The 17,253-nt window shown below is 69.1% G+C and carries 12 protein-coding genes; 4 read left to right on the top strand and 8 right to left on the bottom strand.

What is annotated here, in order from left to right; all coding sequences use genetic code 11:
• Positions 1 to 26 precede the first annotated feature (26 nt).
• The 4 genes from K1J60_RS07075 to K1J60_RS07060 all read right to left on the bottom strand — a co-directional run bounded on the left by K1J60_RS07075 (position 27) and on the right by K1J60_RS07060 (position 4,937).
• Positions 27 to 2,207 (bottom strand): UvrD-helicase domain-containing protein, encoded by a 2,181-nt coding sequence (locus K1J60_RS07075; protein ID WP_220645424.1) that lies wholly within the window; start codon positions 2,205 to 2,207, stop codon positions 27 to 29.
• Between the two features lie 49 nt (positions 2,208 to 2,256).
• Positions 2,257 to 3,801 carry a serine/threonine-protein kinase gene (locus K1J60_RS07070; protein WP_398684230.1) on the bottom strand — a complete coding sequence of 515 codons (1,545 nt, stop codon included), beginning with the start codon at positions 3,799 to 3,801 and terminating at the stop codon, positions 2,257 to 2,259.
• A 169-nt stretch (positions 3,802 to 3,970) separates the two neighbouring features.
• Positions 3,971 to 4,432, bottom strand: a complete 462-nt coding sequence (locus K1J60_RS07065; RefSeq protein WP_259407599.1) for an ATP-binding protein — start codon at positions 4,430 to 4,432, stop codon at positions 3,971 to 3,973.
• Positions 4,433 to 4,601: 169 nt separating this feature from the next.
• Positions 4,602 to 4,937: a hypothetical protein gene (locus K1J60_RS07060; RefSeq protein WP_220645422.1), complete on the bottom strand. Its 336-nt coding sequence runs from the start codon at positions 4,935 to 4,937 to the stop codon at positions 4,602 to 4,604.
• Positions 4,938 to 6,016: 1,079 nt separating this feature from the next.
• Between K1J60_RS07060 and K1J60_RS07055 the strand changes: the two genes are divergently transcribed.
• The gene (locus K1J60_RS07055; RefSeq protein ID WP_220645421.1) at positions 6,017 to 6,853 is read left to right on the top strand and encodes a helix-turn-helix domain-containing protein; all 837 of its coding nucleotides are present in this window, start codon (positions 6,017 to 6,019) and stop codon (positions 6,851 to 6,853) included.
• The gene (locus K1J60_RS07050) at positions 6,850 to 7,032 is read left to right on the top strand and encodes a DUF397 domain-containing protein (RefSeq protein ID WP_220645420.1); all 183 of its coding nucleotides are present in this window, start codon (positions 6,850 to 6,852) and stop codon (positions 7,030 to 7,032) included. Before K1J60_RS07055 ends, K1J60_RS07050 begins: the two co-directional genes overlap by 4 nt.
• A gap of 54 nt (positions 7,033 to 7,086) precedes the next feature.
• Here K1J60_RS07050 and K1J60_RS07045 read toward each other — a convergent pair whose 3' ends face one another.
• The 4 genes from K1J60_RS07045 to K1J60_RS07030 form a co-directional block, all read right to left on the bottom strand.
• Positions 7,087 to 10,272: a type I restriction endonuclease subunit R gene (locus K1J60_RS07045; RefSeq protein WP_220645419.1), complete on the bottom strand. Its 3,186-nt coding sequence runs from the start codon at positions 10,270 to 10,272 to the stop codon at positions 7,087 to 7,089.
• On the bottom strand, positions 10,269 to 11,474 hold the full coding sequence (locus K1J60_RS07040; protein ID WP_220645418.1) for a restriction endonuclease subunit S domain-containing protein: 1,206 nt from the start codon (positions 11,472 to 11,474) through the stop codon (positions 10,269 to 10,271). The genes K1J60_RS07045 and K1J60_RS07040 overlap by 4 nt, the downstream gene beginning before the upstream one ends.
• A gap of 41 nt (positions 11,475 to 11,515) precedes the next feature.
• The gene (locus K1J60_RS07035; RefSeq protein WP_220645417.1) at positions 11,516 to 13,507 is read right to left on the bottom strand and encodes a type I restriction-modification system subunit M; all 1,992 of its coding nucleotides are present in this window, start codon (positions 13,505 to 13,507) and stop codon (positions 11,516 to 11,518) included.
• A 128-nt stretch (positions 13,508 to 13,635) separates the two neighbouring features.
• Positions 13,636 to 15,855: an N-6 DNA methylase gene (locus K1J60_RS07030; protein WP_259407598.1), complete on the bottom strand. Its 2,220-nt coding sequence runs from the start codon at positions 15,853 to 15,855 to the stop codon at positions 13,636 to 13,638.
• A 203-nt stretch (positions 15,856 to 16,058) separates the two neighbouring features.
• Here K1J60_RS07030 and K1J60_RS07025 point away from each other — a divergent pair, with 203 nt between their 5' ends.
• Both K1J60_RS07025 and K1J60_RS07020 read left to right on the top strand, forming a co-directional pair.
• Positions 16,059 to 16,631, top strand: a complete 573-nt coding sequence (locus K1J60_RS07025; protein ID WP_259407597.1) for a hypothetical protein — start codon at positions 16,059 to 16,061, stop codon at positions 16,629 to 16,631.
• Positions 16,632 to 16,681: 50 nt separating this feature from the next.
• The gene (locus K1J60_RS07020; RefSeq protein ID WP_220645416.1) at positions 16,682 to 17,119 is read left to right on the top strand and encodes a hypothetical protein; all 438 of its coding nucleotides are present in this window, start codon (positions 16,682 to 16,684) and stop codon (positions 17,117 to 17,119) included.
• Positions 17,120 to 17,253: the final 134 nt, after the last annotated feature.

Here is a 17,253-nt window from a genome sequence, read left to right as displayed (position 1 = left end):
GCCGGACGGCACGGTGATGCTTATGGTCACCCCGCCGGACTCTCCTGAGGCGTACCGGCCCCCACTCCGGCCTCCACCAGGAACGGACTCGCCTCGCCCGACCACGACACGTACAGACTGTCGCGCGCTCTCGTGCAGGCGACGAACAGCAGGCAGCGTTCCGACATCATGTCCGTCTCGTGCTGCTTGGCGTCCAGCTCGGCCGGCGTCACCGCCTTCGCGAACGGCACGGCACCGTCGTTGGCGCCGATCACCGCGACGCAGCGGAACTCGAGTCCCTTGAACGAGTGCATGGTTCCGACCCGTACGGCATCCGCCGCGCCCGCTGTGTCGGCGGACCGCAGTGATACGGCGGGGATGCCGGCGGTCTTGAGGTGGGTCACCGCCTTGGCGCACGTCTTGTTGAACCGGGTGCTCACCCCGATCTCCTCGGCGCCGACGCCCGCATCCAGCCACGTCCGCACTTGGGCGACCAGAGCCGCGAGTTCGACGTCCTCGTCCGCCGCCGCGTGCACGGCAGGCCCGTCGCCGTGCAGGGCGGAGCGGTAGCCGAGCAGCGTGTCGTCGCGGCCCTCGTCCTCCAACTGGGCGATGGGACGGCCGATGAGCAGGGCGGTGGACCAGCGCAGGATCTCCTGGGTGCTGCGGTAGTTCTTGCGCAGTTTCACCGACCGCCCGGTGACCTTGATGCCGAGCGACTTCAAGGACACCTTCGAGTCGTAGATGCGCTGGTGCGGGTCGCCCGCGATGAACAGGTCGTCCGGGCGGGCGGGCACGGCTGCGCGCAGCAGACGCCACTGCGCCGGGTGCAGGTCCTGCGCCTCGTCCACCACCACGTGCCGGTACTGCGGCCCCTTCTCCGCCAGCAGCCGCGCCGCCTCCGCGCAGGTCTGCAGCCAGGTGCGGGCCCCGTCTGCGGCCAGGCCGTCCCTGAACCGCTCCACCGTCTCCCACACCAGCGGCCGTTCGGTCGCGGTCAGCCGGCTCCCGCGCCCGCGCCGGTCCGCCGACTCGTACTCGGCGAGGCTCCGGATGTCCTGGGCAAGGATGACGTGCCGGTACTCCTGGGCGAGGAACTGCGCGCTGCCCGGGAACCCGGTCGCCTTGGCGGCCTTGCCCCAGCGGCTCTCCTCCTCGTTGTTCATCAGCGGCCGCAGAGCCACCGCGCCCGGCGCCTCTGCGACGACCCGGCTGGCGAATCCGTCCACCGTCGAGATGTCCACCTTCTCGCGCAGTTCCGGGTCCTCCACCAGCGACTCGAGGCCGGAGCGGAGCGCGTTGACGAGCGCGTTGGTGTAGGTGGTGAGCAGGATGCGGTCCCCGTCGCGCAGGTGCCCCAGCAGGTGCTTGACGCGGTGCAGGGCGACGACGGTCTTGCCGGTGCCGGGCCCGCCGGTGACCTGGGCCGGCCCCGAGTACGACGCCCGGTAGGCCACCTTGCGCTGCGAGGGGTGCAGGAACACCCGCCAGGCCGCGAACGGCTTCTCCAGGATGTCCCGCAGCTCCTCCGGCGCCGTGACCAGCGCGATGCGCGCCCGGGTGTGCCGGATCGCCGTCTCGTAGTCGTCCGTGTCCACCGGCTGAGTCGACGCCTGGAGGGCGGGCGCGACGATGTCCTGCCACACCTCCTGGATCGGGATCCCCTCGGCGAGGTACTGCAGCACCTCCCGCTGGTCCTGCGGCAGCAGCGGCGCGAACACCTCCAACTGCTCCTTGTCGACGAGCGACCGCGCCTGCCGCAGCGTCTCGTCGTCGATGCCGAGAGCCTTAAGGTCCCCGTCGGAGAACTCCGCGAACAGCCGCTTCTTCGGGGAGCCCTCCGCGACCCGCTCGTACGCCGGCGTGAGCTCGTCCAGGGTCGCGGCGTCCCGGATCTCGACGGCCCGCGTCACCTCGTTGATGCTGGCCTTCTGCTTCTTCGCCCAGGCGATCGCCTTGTCGTGCTGCATGACCCGCAGCAGGATGAACGTGTCCCCGGTCGGCGGAGCGAGGACCACACCGCGCCAGAACTGGTCGATGCGGATCGTCCGTATCTGCTTGTCCTTGGCGTTCGTCAGGCTCTCCAGCTTCAGTCCCTGATCCTTGAAGAGCTGATCGAGGGTGAGCTGGTTGAACTTCTCCCACGCCTCCAGCACGCCCTTCCTGACCGGCGGCTGAAGCTTGGGGAGTTCGGCGAAGAAACCGATGTCGAAGGCGAGCTGCGGCATGAGGGGATCCTAAGGGCCGGGCGGAGTGCGATGTGGGCGGAGTGCCAGGTCAGGAGGAGGAGCCGGGGCTGCCGCCGTCGAGATCCAGACGGATCACGGCCAGCGTCTCGGCCACCTCGGCGGTGAGTTCGTCGTCCGGGCCGAACACCATGCACAGGTCCTCGTGCAGCGGCTCCAGGACGGTGAAGGCGTCCGCGGCCCGGCCCTGCGCGAGCAGCAGCATGCCGATGTCGCGCCGCAGTTCCACGGCCGTCTCGCTCACGTCGCCGTCCACGGACCGGACGACGTCGAGGACGTCGTGCAACCCCGCCAACGCCTCGGTCACCTGGCCGAGTTCGCCCCGGCAGCGGGCCGCCTGCGCCCGGCTGTCCAGCGCCTCCTCACTGCCCGCGCCGCTCACCCGCCCGTAGGCGTCGGCGAGCGCCTCGAACTCGGGCAGCGCGGCCCGGTGGTCGCCCGCCAACTGGCGGCTGACCGCCCGTCGCATGCGCAGCCCGAGGACCGCCTTGTTCTCCGAGCCGAGGGCACGCGCGGCGGGCTCGATCATCTCGCCCACCACCTCGGCGGCCTGCGCGTACCGCTCCTCCTCCAGCAGGGCGCGGTAGTGCGCGTGGACCTCCCGGATCTGCTCCCGCAGCGCCTCCCGCTCGGCCGCCGGAACGGCGGGCGGGAGACCGGGCCCGGCGGCGGCACCGGCGGGCCGCGCGCCCGCGCTGCCGGCGCGCGAGCGGGGCGCGTACGGGCGGCGGAAGATCCCGGTCGGGTCGGGCGTCCCGGCGGGCCCCGCCTCCTCCGGCGCGGACTCCTCGCCGGGCGGGGGCAGGAAGGGCCGCAGCCGCTCGTACACCTCCTGCACGTCCGCCGGACGCGCCTCGGGCGCCTTGCGGAGCAGGTGCAGGACCAGGGTCTCGAGCTCCGCCGGCACCTCGGGACGCAGTTGCCGCAGCGGCGTCGGGGTGGCGTTGACGTGCTGCATCATCAGTTGCCACTCGCTGTCCCCGGCGAACAGCGGCCGCCCGCAGAGCAGTTCGTGCAGTACGCACCCGAGCGCGTACAGGTCGGCGCGCGGCGTGACCCGCCCGCCGCGCACCTGTTCCGGTGCCATGTACTGGTGCGTCCCGATGGGGCTGCCGGTCGCGGTCAGCTTGGTGACGTCCGTCCGCAGGATCGCCGCGATGCCGAAGTCGAGCACCTTCACCGTGCCGTCGCGGGCGACCAGGATGTTGCTCGGCTTCAGGTCACGGTGCACCACGGGCACGTCGTGCGCGTACGACAGCACGGTCGCCACCTGCGCCGCCACGGCCACCGCCCAGCTCACCGGGAGCGGCCGCTCCGGGTGCACGTAGGCGGTCAGCGGCACGCCGTCGACCAGCTCCATCACCAGGAACAGTTGCTCGTACGACTCGTCGAGCACCGCGTCGTACACCTGCGGCACGCCCGGATGCTGGATCCGTGCGGTGATCCGCGCCTCGCGCCGGAACCGTTTCTCGAACTCCTCCGCCAAGTGCGGCGACGCCACGGCCTGCGGGCGGATCAGCTTCACCGCGACCGGCCGGTCCAGGACGGTGTCATAACCCCGCCACACGTCCCCCATGCCGCCGTGGCCGAACTGTTCCAACAGCTCGTACCGTCCCGCGATCCGCCGTGGCTCCGGCACCTGCTCCCCGCCCCCGCCCCCGTCGAGTTACCGAAGTGGTCTTCGATGCGCTGGGAAGCAGTTTCGCGGGTGCGGGTTCCGTGCGTCCAACCGGGTCGCGAGCGACCTACGTGATCAGGTCACGCGGGGCGGCGCACTCGGCGGCGCACTCCGCCCAGACGGTCTTACCTGGCCCGCCGGTGGCGCGGGGCGACCAGCCCCACCGGTCGGCCAACGCCTCGACGAGCAGCAGGCCGCGCCCGCCGTCGCCGTCCGGCGGCGCAGTGGGAATGCGGGGAAGGCGTTCACCGCGGGTGTCGCTGACCTCGATGCGTACGGTGCAGGTGGCCGGGTCGGCGGTGAGCAGGACGTGAAAGTCCCGGCCGGCGACGTGCCCGTGCCGGACGGCATTGGCGCACAGCTCCGCCGAGACGAGGGTGACGACGTCGTGCGCGTCGCTGCCGTAGGGGATGCCCCAGGCGTCGAGCCGGGTCCCGCACAGCCGTCGGGCCAGGCGGGCGCCGCGCGGGGTCGAGCTGAAGCACATCGCGAACTTGTGCACAGTGAGGGGAGATTGTGCTGCGGCCATGCACTCACGGTGGCGTGTCGTGGCAGAGCGTCACCAGGGGTGACGCGCTGACGTCGGCTCTTCGTACGGGGCGGGTGGGCGCTCTGTACGTGGTGGTACGCGAGTACGCGGGGAAGGGGCCGCACCCTCTTGCGGCCGTGCTCGCTGGGCCGGCGGGCCGGCGGACCGGTCAGTGGGTCAGGACAAGGACGAGGACGACGAGGGCGACGACCGTTGCCACCGCCAGGAAGACCTTCCTCCGCCCCTCCTCCGACACCCGCCGCCGGACGTCGAGTCGTCCGTCACTGCTTCGGAAGACGTAGAACTCCAGGTTGTCGGAGTAGGGCGGCGTCGCCTTGACGACCGTGAGCCGCTTGATCACGACCTCTCGCTCCTTCTCGCCCTTCCGTAGGCGCAGGTGCGGTTCGAGGGCCGAGCGATGGTCAGGGGAGAGGTCGTCGGGAAGCGGATCCTGAATGCCGAGCCGGTCCGTGTGCCAGCCGCCCGAGCCCAGTCCCGAGGCCACTTGCCGGGGCCGTGGGACAGGGGGTGACACTCTCTCGGTCTGTGAGGGCCACTTGATCCGTCCTGCCGTCCAGGACGTCAGGTTCCCGTGTCCACGGCAGGTGGCGCACTCGACGGTGCCTGCCCCGTTGCACGGTACGCAGGGGATGCGCCCACTCGCCTGGCACTCGTGACACCTGACCTTCCCCCAGCCCCGGCACCCGGGACACGCGCTGTCGGGTGTCTGGCAGGCCTCGCAGTTCACCCGTTCGTCGGGTCGGTCGGCCCGGCCCGGCCTGGGGGGCCTGGGCGGGGTGCTGGGCAGACCGCCGTGCTTGAGGGTTTGCGTGCATGCGGTGACCCCCTGGCACACGGTGCATACGCGGGCGGGCTCGCACGGGCGGTACTTCATGCCGTTGCAGTCGGCACACCGGCGCCGGCCGTTGCCGCAGTCACAGGACCGGAGATGCACCGTGCCGCGCTTGACCAGGTCGAGCGGCCGGTCTCCGGGCTTCTCGTGCGGGCTCAGCTTGTAGTTTTCCAGCACGTCGTACACCGGTCGCTCCGAGAGGTCGACGGCGCCGGGCTCGTGCTGTGTCCCCTCGGTGCGTTGCTCGACGCGCCGGGTGACGGTGCCTTCAAGCAGGTGCAGGCGGGTGAGGTGGAAATCCGCAGGGGCCGCGCCAAGACGCCTGCTCCGGCCGCGTGCCAGGAAGGCGCTGAGCGCCGCACGCACCTCGTCGTCGGACGGATCGTTGGGTGCCACCACGAAACTTGCTCCCCCCAAGCAGTGCCTTTCCCGCCCGAGAGCAGGGGCCGAACCGGTGCCGAGCGCCCCCAGTGTGACGGGACAGGGCCCGCCGCGAAAGGGCGCGAAAGGGAGAGCTCATGTTGCCGCCCGTCTGCGCGGCGCGCGCAGCAGTCTGTGCCGGAAGCGGTGCTCACCAAGCCTGGCCACCGCGGGCACGGCGGGCGGCGCGTCGGCCCCTGGGCGTGGCGTGACCTGTGGTGATGCCACGGCGTTAACCCATCGGGGCGGGCTCGACCCCTGTGTCCGGCGAGGTGCGGCAAGAGGTGGGCAGGGCGGTGACCGTGAGGGACATGGAAGCGGAGCAGCGGCAGAAGCGGCCGGAGGACGAGCCGGGCACGGGCGTGGTGACCGCGTTCGGGCGGCAGTTGAAGCTGCTGCGGGTCCGGGCGGGGATGGACCGGGCGGAGTTCGGCAAGCGGGTCGGCTACTCGGCGGACACCGTGGCGTCGATCGAGCAGGGGAGGCGGATCCCGCAGGCCCGGTTCATTGAGCGGGCGGATGAGGTGCTGGGGGCGGGAGGGTTGCTCACGGCGTTGAAGGAGGAGGTGGGGCGGGCTCAGTATCCGGTGTTCTTCCGGGACGCGGCGAGGTTGGAGGCCGATGCGCACGAACTCTTCCTGTACGCGGTACAGGCGATCCCCGGGCTTCTGCAGACCGAGGAGTACACGCGTGCTCTCCTCGCCATGCGGCGACCGCTACTGGACGAAGACACAATGGAACAGCGAGTCGCAGCGAGGCTGTCACGCCAAGAGATCTTGAGCCGCTGGCCAGCACCTCTCATGAGCTTTGTCATCGAAGAGGCCGTGCTCCGTAAACCCTTCGGCGGTACGCCGGTTCTGCGCGGTGTCCTCGAAAACGTCCTACTGACCGGGCAGAAACGCAACGTGGAGATCCAGGTCATGCCGAACGACCGCGAGGACAACGCCGGCGTGGACGGCCCCTTCACGTTGATCACCCCGAGGCGGGGTGACCAGATCGCGTACCTGGAAGTACAAGGACGCAGCATCCTGGTCAGCGACCGGGACGAAGTACGGTCCATCTCAGCACGTTATGGGATCATCCGAAGTCAGGCTCTCACTCCGCGAGAGTCCCTGGGATTCGTAGAGAAGGTGCTGGGAGAGCTATGAACACGGGTGAGTCGTGGCGCAAGAGCAGCTACAGCGGCGCGGAGGGCGGCGAGTGCATCGAGGTTGCCGAGACGAGCGGAGCCATCTGGGTACGTGACTCCAAGCGACCGACGGAAGCCAGACTGTCCTTCGGGGCCGACGCATGGGCCGACTTTGTGCGGATGACCGCACGACGCTGAACTGACTGAAACTGCTGGGGCTCGGTGCGCGCGTCGCTCCGAGCCCCGAGCATGTCAGATATCCTCCAGCCCCTCCTCCCGGCGGATCATCCGCCAGGCCGCGCGGCGGGCGCTGCGGTCGAGGTTGGACTTGAAGTCACGGTCCGTGCCGAAGTACCGCTTACCGAGGCTGTCGATGGTGGAGACATGATCCATCATGTTCTCCTCGAACTTCTTGTCGAAGACGATGCCGAAGTTCTCCTCGTCGTTGACGAGGGCGGCGGCCCGGACCTTCGGGTCCTTCTTGGTGGCGTTGAAGGCCGGGAGGACGTCCTCCTCGGTGAACTCCGTGCCGAACTTGGCGTTGAACTTCTCGATCAGCTCGGACAGCAGGGACTTCTCGGAGTCCTTCGCGCCGCCCGCCCCGTCCCCGAAGCCCTTGAGCTCGGCGGGGCCCTCCGGGTTGAGGGACACGTCGTACTCGCCGGTCTTCTCGACGCGCAGGTGGCTCAGGTCCACCTCACCTATGTCCACTCCGCCGTCCGCGAGGCGGGGGAGCCGGTTGAGCAGGTAGCGGCCGTAGAGGTACAGGCGCTCCAACTCGGCGTCCTGGTAGGGCACGATCTGCGCGAGGAAGCCGTACTTGCGGACGTAGTCGTTGAGGTTGGCCCGGAAGTCCTCGGCGGCTTCGACGTCGTCCTCTTCGTCGCTCTCCAGGAGGTGGGTGACGCGGGTGACGGCGGGGGACAGGAGCCGGTACAACTCGGCGTGCAGCTTCTCCCACTTGGACTGCGAGCCGCCCGCCTTCTCCTGCGCCTCGAAGTACGCGGCGACGAACTCGTCCATGTCCTGCTCCGAGATGATCGGTGCGGACATGACGCGGCTCTGGGCCGAGTACAGGAGGTTCGGGTCGGAGGGCAGGGTCTGCGCCTCCTCGAAGTACGGGCGGAACGCTTCCCTGATGTCCTCGGCGTCGTTGACGAAGTCCAGGACGGCGAGGTCGGCCTGGGACTTGCGTTCAGCGGTGCGGTTGAGGCGCGAGAGGGTCTGCACGGCGGCGATGCCGGTCAGCGTCTTGTTGACGTACATCGTCGTGAGGAGCGGCTGGTCGAAGCCGGTCTGGTACTTCTCGGCGACGACCAGGATCCGGTACTCCTGCTGCCGTCCCTTGCCGCCCGCCTTCGCGGCCTTGTCGTCGGCGCGGGTGTAGCCGAACGCCTTCGGCAGCGCGCTCTCCGAGAGACCGCCGTTCTCCTTGCTCTCGGTGGTCTCCTCACCGTCGATGGTGAGGGTCCCGGAGAAGGCGACCAGGACACCGACGTCCGGGTACTTGGTGTCGTAGTCGCGGTCGGCGATGTAACTGCGGATGGCGCGGCCCATCTGCACGGCGGAGAGGCGGGAGGCCGTGACCACCATGGCCTTCGCGCGTCCGCCGAGCCGGCCGCGGGTGTGGTGGACGAAGTGCTCGACGATCACCTGGGCGTGCTGGGACACCGTGTGCTCGTGCATGAGCGCGAACCGGGCGAGCAGGCTGTTGGCCTTGGAGGGGTCGACCTCCTTCTCGTCGTGGTTGAGGTTCGCGAGCTTCCAGTAGGTGTCGTAGGTGACGTAGTTGCGCAGTGGGTCGAGGATGAAGCCCTCCTCGATGGCCTGGCGCATGGAGTAGGTGTGGAAGGGCCGGTAGACGGTCTTGCCGTTCTCCACGTCTTCCGTGCCGAAGAGTTCGAGCGTCTTGGACTTGGGGGTGGCGGTGAAGGCGAAGTAGGAGAGGTTGCCGGCCCGGGAGCGTGCCACCGCCTTGGCCTTCAGCTGGTCGTCCAGGGTGACCGTGGTCGCGCCCTCGTCGTCCGAGTCGGCGTCCAGGCCGAGGTCGCGCAAGGCGGACTTCACGGCGGTGGCGGCGTCGCCGGACTGGGAGGAGTGAGCCTCGTCGACGATGATCGCGAAGCGGCTGCCCTTGATCTCGGTCGGGTTGCGCTTGATGTAGTCCAGCAGGGCCGGGAACGAGTGCAGGGTGACCGTGACGATCTTCCCGGTGTCCCGGGAGAGGGCGCGGGCGAGCTGCTCGCTCTTCGCCCCGTGCTTCTCGTCGACCTTCACGACCAGGCCGTCCGTCTGCGAGAAGCTGCCGACCGTCGCCGAGAGCTGGGCGTCCAGCGCGCGGCGGTCGGTGATGACGATGACCTTGTCGAAGACGGGCTCGCCGGGCTTGATGCGGCCGTCGGCGAGGGCGTCGGGCCGGAGGGAGTGCGGATCCGTGCGGGCGTGCAGGTCGCTGAGGCGGTGGGCCAGCCAGCCGATGGTATTCGACTTGCCGGAGCCGGCGGAGGCCATCACCAGGTAGTTCTGGCCGGCGCCGTGTACGGACGCGTGCGCGGTGAGCTTCCGGACCACGTCCCACTGGTGGAAGCGGGGGAAGATCGTCGACTTGGTGGTGCCACCGCCGGGCGTCTTGTGTTTCTGCTGGTGCACGAAACGCTGGAGCAGGTCGAGCCAGTTGTCCCGCTGCCAGACCTGTTCCCACAGGTAGGAGGTGGCGTACGTGCCGTGGGCCGTGGGCGCAGGGTTCCCGGCTCCGCCGGGCTGGCCGGGGCCGTTCGAGCCGGTGTTGAACGGCAGGAACTGGGTGCTCTTGCCGCGCAGTTGCGTGGTGACGAAGACCAGGTCCGGGTCGACGGCGAAGTTGGCGATGACGCGCCGCGTGAAGATCAGCTCGGTCGGGTCGCGGTCGGTCCGGTACTGCTCCTTGGCCTGCTCGACCCCTTGCCCAGTCAGTGGGTTCTTCAACTCGGCCGTGGCGACCGGGATGCCGTTGAGGAACAGGGTCAGGTCGAGCCGGTGACCCCAGTCGGCCTGCTTGGTGGCGTAGGGGAGTTCCCGGACGACGGTGAGACGGTTGGCCCGGTATCCGTCGAGGACGGAGTCGGCGGAGATGAGGTTGGGCTTGAAGTAGGCGACGCGGAGGCGCACACCGCGGTCCTTGACGCCGCTGCGGAGGACGTGCAGCAGCCCGTCATCGGCGATGGCCCGGTCAAGCCGCTGAGCGAAGCCGCGCTGCGCCTCGTTGGGGTTGCCGCCGTAGACGGTGAGCAGTTCGTTCCACTCGTCGGGCTGCGTGGCGCCGATGAAGGTGAACAGTTCGTTGGTGTCGAGCCCAAGGTCGGGTCGGTAGTCCTCAGGGTTCGCCTCCCGCCAACCTCGCTCGCACAGCGCGGCGACGATGGCCGACCCGAAGGAGGACTCGTTGTGCACGGGGCTCATACGGTGACTCCTTCGGTTACGTTGCGGCCGCTAGCGGTGGTTACGTCAAACTGGCCGGTTACGGCGGCGACGATGAGGGCTTGACGGCGCTCGCTGAGCAGGGCTAGCTGTTTCTGCGCCAGGTCAAAGAGTCGGAGGCTGGCATCCCTGCCTTCCTGAATCTGCATGACCAGCGCATCCTGCTGACCCAGCGGCGGACAGAAGACCAGAAGCTTGAGGCCGTCACCGACACGCATGTGCTCATGAAGTGACCCGGCCCCGAGCGTACGTAGCTGGCGATTCATGTGAGAACCCAGGAAGTTGAAGAGAAGGAGTTCCTTCCTGATACGCGATTCATTCGCCCGATAGAGCATAATACGCTGTCCGAGGAAGACCTTTTCATCGCTGCGCAGCATTCCAACCTGACCCAATGGGGCCTCACGGGTGAAAAGAATGTCACCGGATCGAGGTGTGCCACGTCGGTTCCACTCGGTGAAGACCTCCTTCTCCACGGAGAAGGTGTTGGTCAGGTCCACCTCGCCGTTTCGGATGTTCGATGTCCTGATCATCTTGTACGGAGTGGTCTCGGCTGATACCGGAGCCGTCTTATTCACGCAGTCGACGATGGCACGACAGACAGCCGATACCGGAACGCGGGATTCATTCCCACATTCCGCGAAGGCGCTGTCAATTATGGCTCGGACACGTTCCTGGGCGAGATCGGAAAGCCGACGGAAGCGCTGGGACACCTCGTCGATGCGAGCGGTCTCGGCGTCGAGGAAGTCAGCGATGCGGCGCTGTTCCCGCAAAGGCGGTACCGGCAACTGGACGTTGGCCAACGTGGGCGCGTCGAAGGCGGTCGAGCGTTCCCGAATGCCCTTCGCCAGGGTGGTGATGTAGCCGCTCAGAGCCATGGTGCGCAGGGTGTATGCCATGTACCGCGCGTCAACATTCCCGTTCGGCGTGTAGGCGTGCACCACTGGTGATGCCTTGCCGTCGGAGTCCGCGACGCCGATGGCACCGGCGAAGCCGTCCATGCCATGTACCACGAGGTCACCCTTGCGGATCCCCTGGTATCCGATTTCCTGAATGGCGTTCGTGAAGCCCTCAGTGCGCCGGTTCTCTCGAAGGGTTACCTGTCCGTCGCGGAAGGCCGTCACGATTCCGTCTTCCGGCCGTATGCCCCTGCGCCGACGGCTCAGCAACCACTTGGCGCGTTCCACGGTCCAATGAGAGGGACCACCGCCCAGAGCAGGAATGGCTTTCATTCCGTGACCTCCCCCAGCAGCTCCTGAATCTCCGCCTCTAGCGCCTTCAACTCTGCGTCGATCTCTGCCAGCGGTCGCGGCGGCTCGTACACATAGAAGTGCCGCGTGAACGGAATCTCGTACCCGATCTTCGTCTTTCCGTGGTCGATCCACGCATCCGGCACATGCGGGTGGACCTCCCGCTCCAGGTACTCCTCGACGTCCTCACCCAACGGCACGTTCTCGAAGTCCCGAAGCTCCGCGTCCGGCTCAGGCTCGCCCTTGACGCGCTGCACCTCGCCCTCCGGGTCCCGCACCCCGACAACCTCACGCAGCGCCTTGTTGAATGGCGCCCCCGTCGGCCACGTCCCGCCGGCCTGGACCACCGCGTCCTTCAACGCGAGCCATGCTTCCTGCTTCGTGTCCCAGCTCGACCCCATCAGGGACTTGAAGGCGTCCGCCAGGGCCGGAGCCTGCGGGAGCTTCTGAATGGCCTTGGATGCCTCTAGTGCCGCCAGCGTCTCCTCAGTCACCTCGAACCGCAGCTTCAGGGGACGCTCCACCGTGATCCGCTGGTAGCCGAAGTCCTCGTTGGCGAAGACCTTCACCTTGCCGTGCAGCGGGTGCTCCGCGTCCCCCGCCACCGCCAGGGCCTCGCCGTACAGCTTGACCACCGTCGCGATGTGGTCCTTGCCCAGCGCCTTGCGCTTGTCGCCCAGCGACTTGCGCATCTTCTGCCACTGGTCGCGGGCGTCCAGCAGTACGACCTTGCCCTTGTGGTCCGGGCTCTTGCGGTTGGTCAGGATCCAGAAGTACGTCGAGATGCCGGTGTTGTAGAAGAGCTGGTCCGGCAGGGCGACGATGCCCTCAAGCCAGTCGTTCTCCAGGATCCAGCGGCGGATCTCCGACTCGCCCGAGCCGGCCGCGCCCGTGAACAGGGGCGAGCCGTTGAAGACGATGGCGAGGCGCGAACCGCCCCCGCCGTTCACATCCACCGGCTTCATCTTCGAGATCATGTGCTGGAGGAACAGCAGCGACCCGTCGTTGATGCGCGGCAGCCCCGCCCCGAAGCGGCCGGCCTCGCCCAGCGACTTGTGCTCGGCCTCGACCTCCTCCTTGACCTTCTTCCACTCCACGCCGAACGGCGGGTTGGCCAGCATGTAGTCGAAGGACTTCCGGGCGTGCCCGTCGTCGGAGAAGGAGTTGCCGAAGGCGATGTTCTCCGGGTCCTGGCCCTTGATCATGAGGTCGGACCGGCAGATCGCCCAAGACTCGGGGTTGAGCTCCTGCCCGTACACCTCCACCGTGGCGTCCGGGTTGAGCTCCTTGATCAGGTCGTCCATCGCGGAGAGCATGCCGCCCGTGCCGCAGGCCGGGTCGAGGACCGTGCGCACCGCACCCGGCAACTGCAACGCATCCCCGTCCGGCGCGACGAGCAGCCGCACCATGAGCTGGATGACCTCACGCGGCGTGAAGTGCTCACCGGCCGTCTCGTTCGACTGCTCGGCGAAGCGGCGGATCAACTCCTCGAAGATGTAGCCCATGTTGTGGTTGGGCACGACCTCGGGGCGCAGGTCCAGGTCCGTGAACTTGCCGATGACCTGGTAGAGCAGCCCGGCGCTGTCCAGCCGCTTGATCTGCTGCGCGAACTCGAAGCGGTCCAGCACACCCCGCGCGTTGTCGGAGAAGGCCCCCACGTACACCATGAGGTTCTGTGCCGCGTTCTGCGGGTCGTTCGCGATCTGCTTCAGGGTGAGCGTGGAGGTGTTGTAGAAGGAGTGGCCGGAGGCTTTGCGGAGGAACTTGTCCGCGACGATGTCCTGGCCCTCGAACTGCGCCACGGTCTCCGCGACCTTCTGGCGCGTGGGTTCGAGCACACACTCCAGCCGCCGCAGCACCGTGAACGGCAGGATGACCTTGCCGTAGTCGGACTGCTTGTAGTCCCCCCGCAGGAGGTCGGCGACGGACCACGCGTGGTTCGCCAACTCCGTGTGCTTGCTGCTGTTCAACTAAATCCCCGGATTCCTTCCGAAATGTCCCAACCCCACCGCCCGGGCCTAGCCCAGCCGAGTCGATCGGCCGGCCGACCGACCAGGACGGTCCGACAAGTGTGGTCTATGTGTGAGAGGCCATGTGCCTAATGGGGCGAATCGCCACCCCGTCCGCCCGCCTCCGCCGCGCCCGCCGGCTCCCGTGACGGCAGCAATTGGCCGCCCGTGAGCCCGCCCGCCAGCAGCCGTGCCGTCTGCTCTGCCAGCCGTGTCGCCCGCTGGGCCTCCGCCCGCAGTTCGTGCACGTGCCGGAACGCCTCCCCGTATCGCCGCTGTTCCTCCAGCGGCAGCAGCGGCACCCGCAGCCGGCCCGGGCTGACCGTCAGGACCGTGCTGCCGGTCGACGCGCCCGCAATGTTCTCCTCCGCGCCCAGGAACCCCGCGAGGAACCAGGGGTCCAGGCGTGCCGGGTCCGGCCGGAAGAGGTGGACGTGGGGGCCGAGCAGCGCGCCGGCGTCCGCCTCTTCCGCCACCCGGGCCATCGGGCCTTCCGCGCTGGCGACCGCCCGTACGAGCACGTCGCCGACGGCGATCACGGGTGCCGTGTCGTCGTACAGGCCCATCGGGTCCCCGGTGGGACCTGACCCGGTCGCGATGTCGGAGCCGGTGAGCACCGGCCGCGTCTCGGGCCTCCCGCCCCCGCCGGTCCCGCCGCCCGCGGCCTGCGCGCGGGTGCGCACGCTGTCCGGCAGATTCCGCAGCAGGGTGAGCGCCCCGCCGCGCGTGAGGTCGGACGCGGTCGCCGTCCGCCACTGGCGGGTCGTGACGCCTGCGGCGCTCCAGGTCTCCTGACCGGCCGTCCGCCCGAGGGACCTCGCGGCCTCGACGAGATCCCGGCGGGTGGTGTCGACCTCGGCCGACAGTTCCGCCGGGTCGACCTCGGCCCGTGACGCCCGTACGAGTCGCGTCGGCGTCAGGTCGACCACGTCGTCGAGCAGGTCCACCACGCCGACGGCGTGCGCGACGCCGGGCTCGCCCTCGAACGTGTCCGGGCTCTCCGTGAACGCTCGCCAGGCGTCCAGCGCGCGCGCAGTGATTCCCTCCCAATCCGGGGCGACGGACCTGCTTCCGCCCCGCGTCCGCGCGCTCACCGTCGTCGTCCCGCCGTGTCCGGCCGCCGTCGCCGCATCCGCCGCCGTGTCGACGAACAGGGCCGACTTGCGTTCCGGGCCGCCCGGTTCGGGCCGTTGCAGCACCCAGATCTGGAGGCCGACGTGCAGGGGTACCGACGCGCCGGGCGGCAGGGCGATCACGGCGCGCAGGGCGCCGCTGCGGACGAGTTCTGCCCGTACACGGCGGCCCGACGAGCGGCCTGCGGTGGCCGGCGGGAGGAGCAGGGCGGCATGGCCGCCGGGAGTGAGGTGGGAGAGGGCGTGCTGTACCCAGGCCAGTTCCGATTCGGCGCGGGGCGGTACGCCGTAGGCCCAGCGGGGGTCGTAGGCAAGTTCGTCGTGGCCCCAGTCGCGGTCGCCGAAGGGCGGGTTGCACAGGACGGCGTCGGCGAGGAGGCCGGGGAAGGCGTCGGCGCGGAGGCTGTCGGCGGCGTGGACGGTGACTGTGGCGTCGGGGGCGGTCAGCATCAGGCTCACGGCGCTGCGGCGGGCCTGCACGGGAAGTGTGTCCTGGCCGTACAGCTCGCTCGCGCCCTGGCGGGCGGCGGCTGCCAGGAGGGTGCCGCTGCCGCAGGCCGGGTCGAGGACGCGGGCGGGGGAGCCGGGGATCAGGCGGGCGAGCAGGTCGGCGAGTGGTGCGGGGGTCTGGTAGGCGCCGGAGGCGGCGCTGTCCTCCAGTTCCCGTTCCGCGAGCACGGCCAGCGCGGCCTGGCCGCCTTCGTCGCGTACACACGCGTACAGCGCGCGCAGCACCGGCGCGTCGCCCGGCTCGTAACGGACGGCCTCCGCGGTCGGTACGGCGTCGGCTGCTGCGGCCGCGTCCCGCTGCGCGCGGGTCGCGAGGTCCGCGTCCGGCAGTCGTACGGCGGCGGTCAGCTCCTCCGGTGAGCGGCCTGCCGCGGCGAGGACGAGCAGCAACAGGTCCTCCGGTGTGCCGCCGCCGTCCTGTGCGTGCAGGCGCAGCGTCGTGCGCAGTTCCTCCGACGGGCTCGCGGCCGAGGTGTGCCCGCGGGAGGCGAGCCAGGCGCGCACGGCCTCCAGGTCGTACAGCGGGCTGCTGTCCGTGCCGCCGGACGGCGTCGGGAAGTCGTCGTGCCGACGGCGCCAGTTGCTGACCGTGGCGCGCGTGACGCCCGCGATGCGGGAGATCTCGGCGGCGGTCACCTGGGCGGGTGACGCGGATGGCTGGGGCATGGGTGCGGTCCTGGGCCTCTCGGAAGCGGACGTCAACAACCTACAGCACCCGTCAAATCTGTCAATCTGTTTGACAGTGCTTTCAACCGACTGCTTACCTGGGTGTGCTTCCGCCGGAAGTGGCCGTCTGCAGGCCTTCTTCCTGCGGGCTGCCCTGCCGCCCCTTTCGGCCTGCCGCGCCGACCCGTGGAACGGAGAACGCCATGACCTTCCAGCAGCCCGCCCCCCAGCAGCCCGGCTACGACCCGCAGGGCTTCACCGGCCTCGCCGCGCCGCACGGAGGGGGCCAGGGTGAGCGCCGCAAGAGACGGCTGAAGTACGGCGCTGTCGCTCTGGTCTCGCTGTTCGTCGGCGTCGGGATCGGTTCGAGCGACGGTTCCGCCGACAACACCGGCAAGGCGACGGTCGGAGTGAAGGCCGCCCCCAGCCCCACGGTCACCGTCACCGAGACCGCGACGGCCGCCGACCCCAAGCCCGCGCCGACGGTGACCAAGACGGTGACCGCCAAGCCGAAGAAGACGCACAAGTCCGGGCCGGCGGCCAGCTTCTCCGGTGAGGGGGAGTACCTCGTCGGTGAGGACATCAAGGCCGGCACCTACAAGACCGCCGGGCCCGACGACGAGTGGGGCTGCTACTGGGAGCGCGCCAAGGACGCCAGCGGCGAGTTCGGCTCCATCATCGCCAACAACAACCTCGACGGCCCGGGGCGCGTGACGCTCAATAGCGGCGAGTACTTCAAGACCAACCGGTGCCAGGAGTGGAAGCTGGTCGGCTGAAGCACGAAGGCCCCGTCCCGGTCACCCCTCTCGGTCTGGAAGGCCCATTCGTGACGATCGCCGAGCACACAGAGCTGACCCGTCGCATCGCCGACGACTTCACCGCCCTGCAGGAGGCCGTCCTGGCGCGAATGAACGGGATCTGCGCTCCTGAGTTTGCCGTGGCCTTGGAACCTCCTTCGCTCGCCGGTCCCATCGCCATCGCCATCGCCATCGCCCACGCCGATGTCCTCGCTCGCGGGGCTGTCCGGCGTGCGGAGCTCTCGACACAGTCCCCGGAGCGGCTGCGACGGCCGTCGCCCGGAAGGAGGAGGCGCGGATCCGGCGCTCGCTCGGGTCCCGGTCCGGCCCCTTGTCGGCCTCTGCCTGAATCCATTCCTCTTCATGCCCTCACAGCACTCGACGAAGGGAACTGCTTAAGGGGCGACTTCAACTGGCTTTTTGATCAAGCCCGTTCAGAAATCACGGGGAGATGCGAGAACATCTGAGGACTCACCCGGTCAGGGAGCCATGGATCGAAACCTCCACGGCCCAGCGTGGGTAAAGGTGATCCTCAAGGAGATCGGGACGGTCAGACATACCACCCGTTCCTCGGCAGGGAACCTTTGGTTGTAGGGTAAAT

The sequence above is a fragment of the Streptomyces akebiae genome, assembly GCF_019599145.1.
Classification (GTDB): Bacteria; Actinomycetota; Actinomycetes; order Streptomycetales; family Streptomycetaceae; genus Streptomyces; species Streptomyces akebiae.
Note: the sequence above shows the minus strand (reverse complement) of the source record. Positions and strands in the feature narration are given on the sequence as shown.

Coding starts and splice junctions, on each gene's coding strand:
- K1J60_RS07050 (WP_220645420.1), top strand. CDS start 6,850: ATGAACACGGGTGAGTCGTGGCGCAAGAGCAGCTACAGCGGCGCGGAG.
- K1J60_RS07030 (WP_259407598.1), bottom strand. CDS start 15,855: ATGCCCCAGCCATCCGCGTCACCCGCCCAGGTGACCGCCGCCGAGATC.
- K1J60_RS07070 (WP_398684230.1), bottom strand. CDS start 3,801: ATGGGGGACGTGTGGCGGGGTTATGACACCGTCCTGGACCGGCCGGTC.
- K1J60_RS07055 (WP_220645421.1), top strand. CDS start 6,017: ATGGAAGCGGAGCAGCGGCAGAAGCGGCCGGAGGACGAGCCGGGCACG.
- K1J60_RS07045 (WP_220645419.1), bottom strand. CDS start 10,272: ATGAGCCCCGTGCACAACGAGTCCTCCTTCGGGTCGGCCATCGTCGCC.
- K1J60_RS07065 (WP_259407599.1), bottom strand. CDS start 4,432: ATGGCCGCAGCACAATCTCCCCTCACTGTGCACAAGTTCGCGATGTGC.
- K1J60_RS07075 (WP_220645424.1), bottom strand. CDS start 2,207: ATGCCGCAGCTCGCCTTCGACATCGGTTTCTTCGCCGAACTCCCCAAG.
- K1J60_RS07025 (WP_259407597.1), top strand. CDS start 16,059: ATGACCTTCCAGCAGCCCGCCCCCCAGCAGCCCGGCTACGACCCGCAG.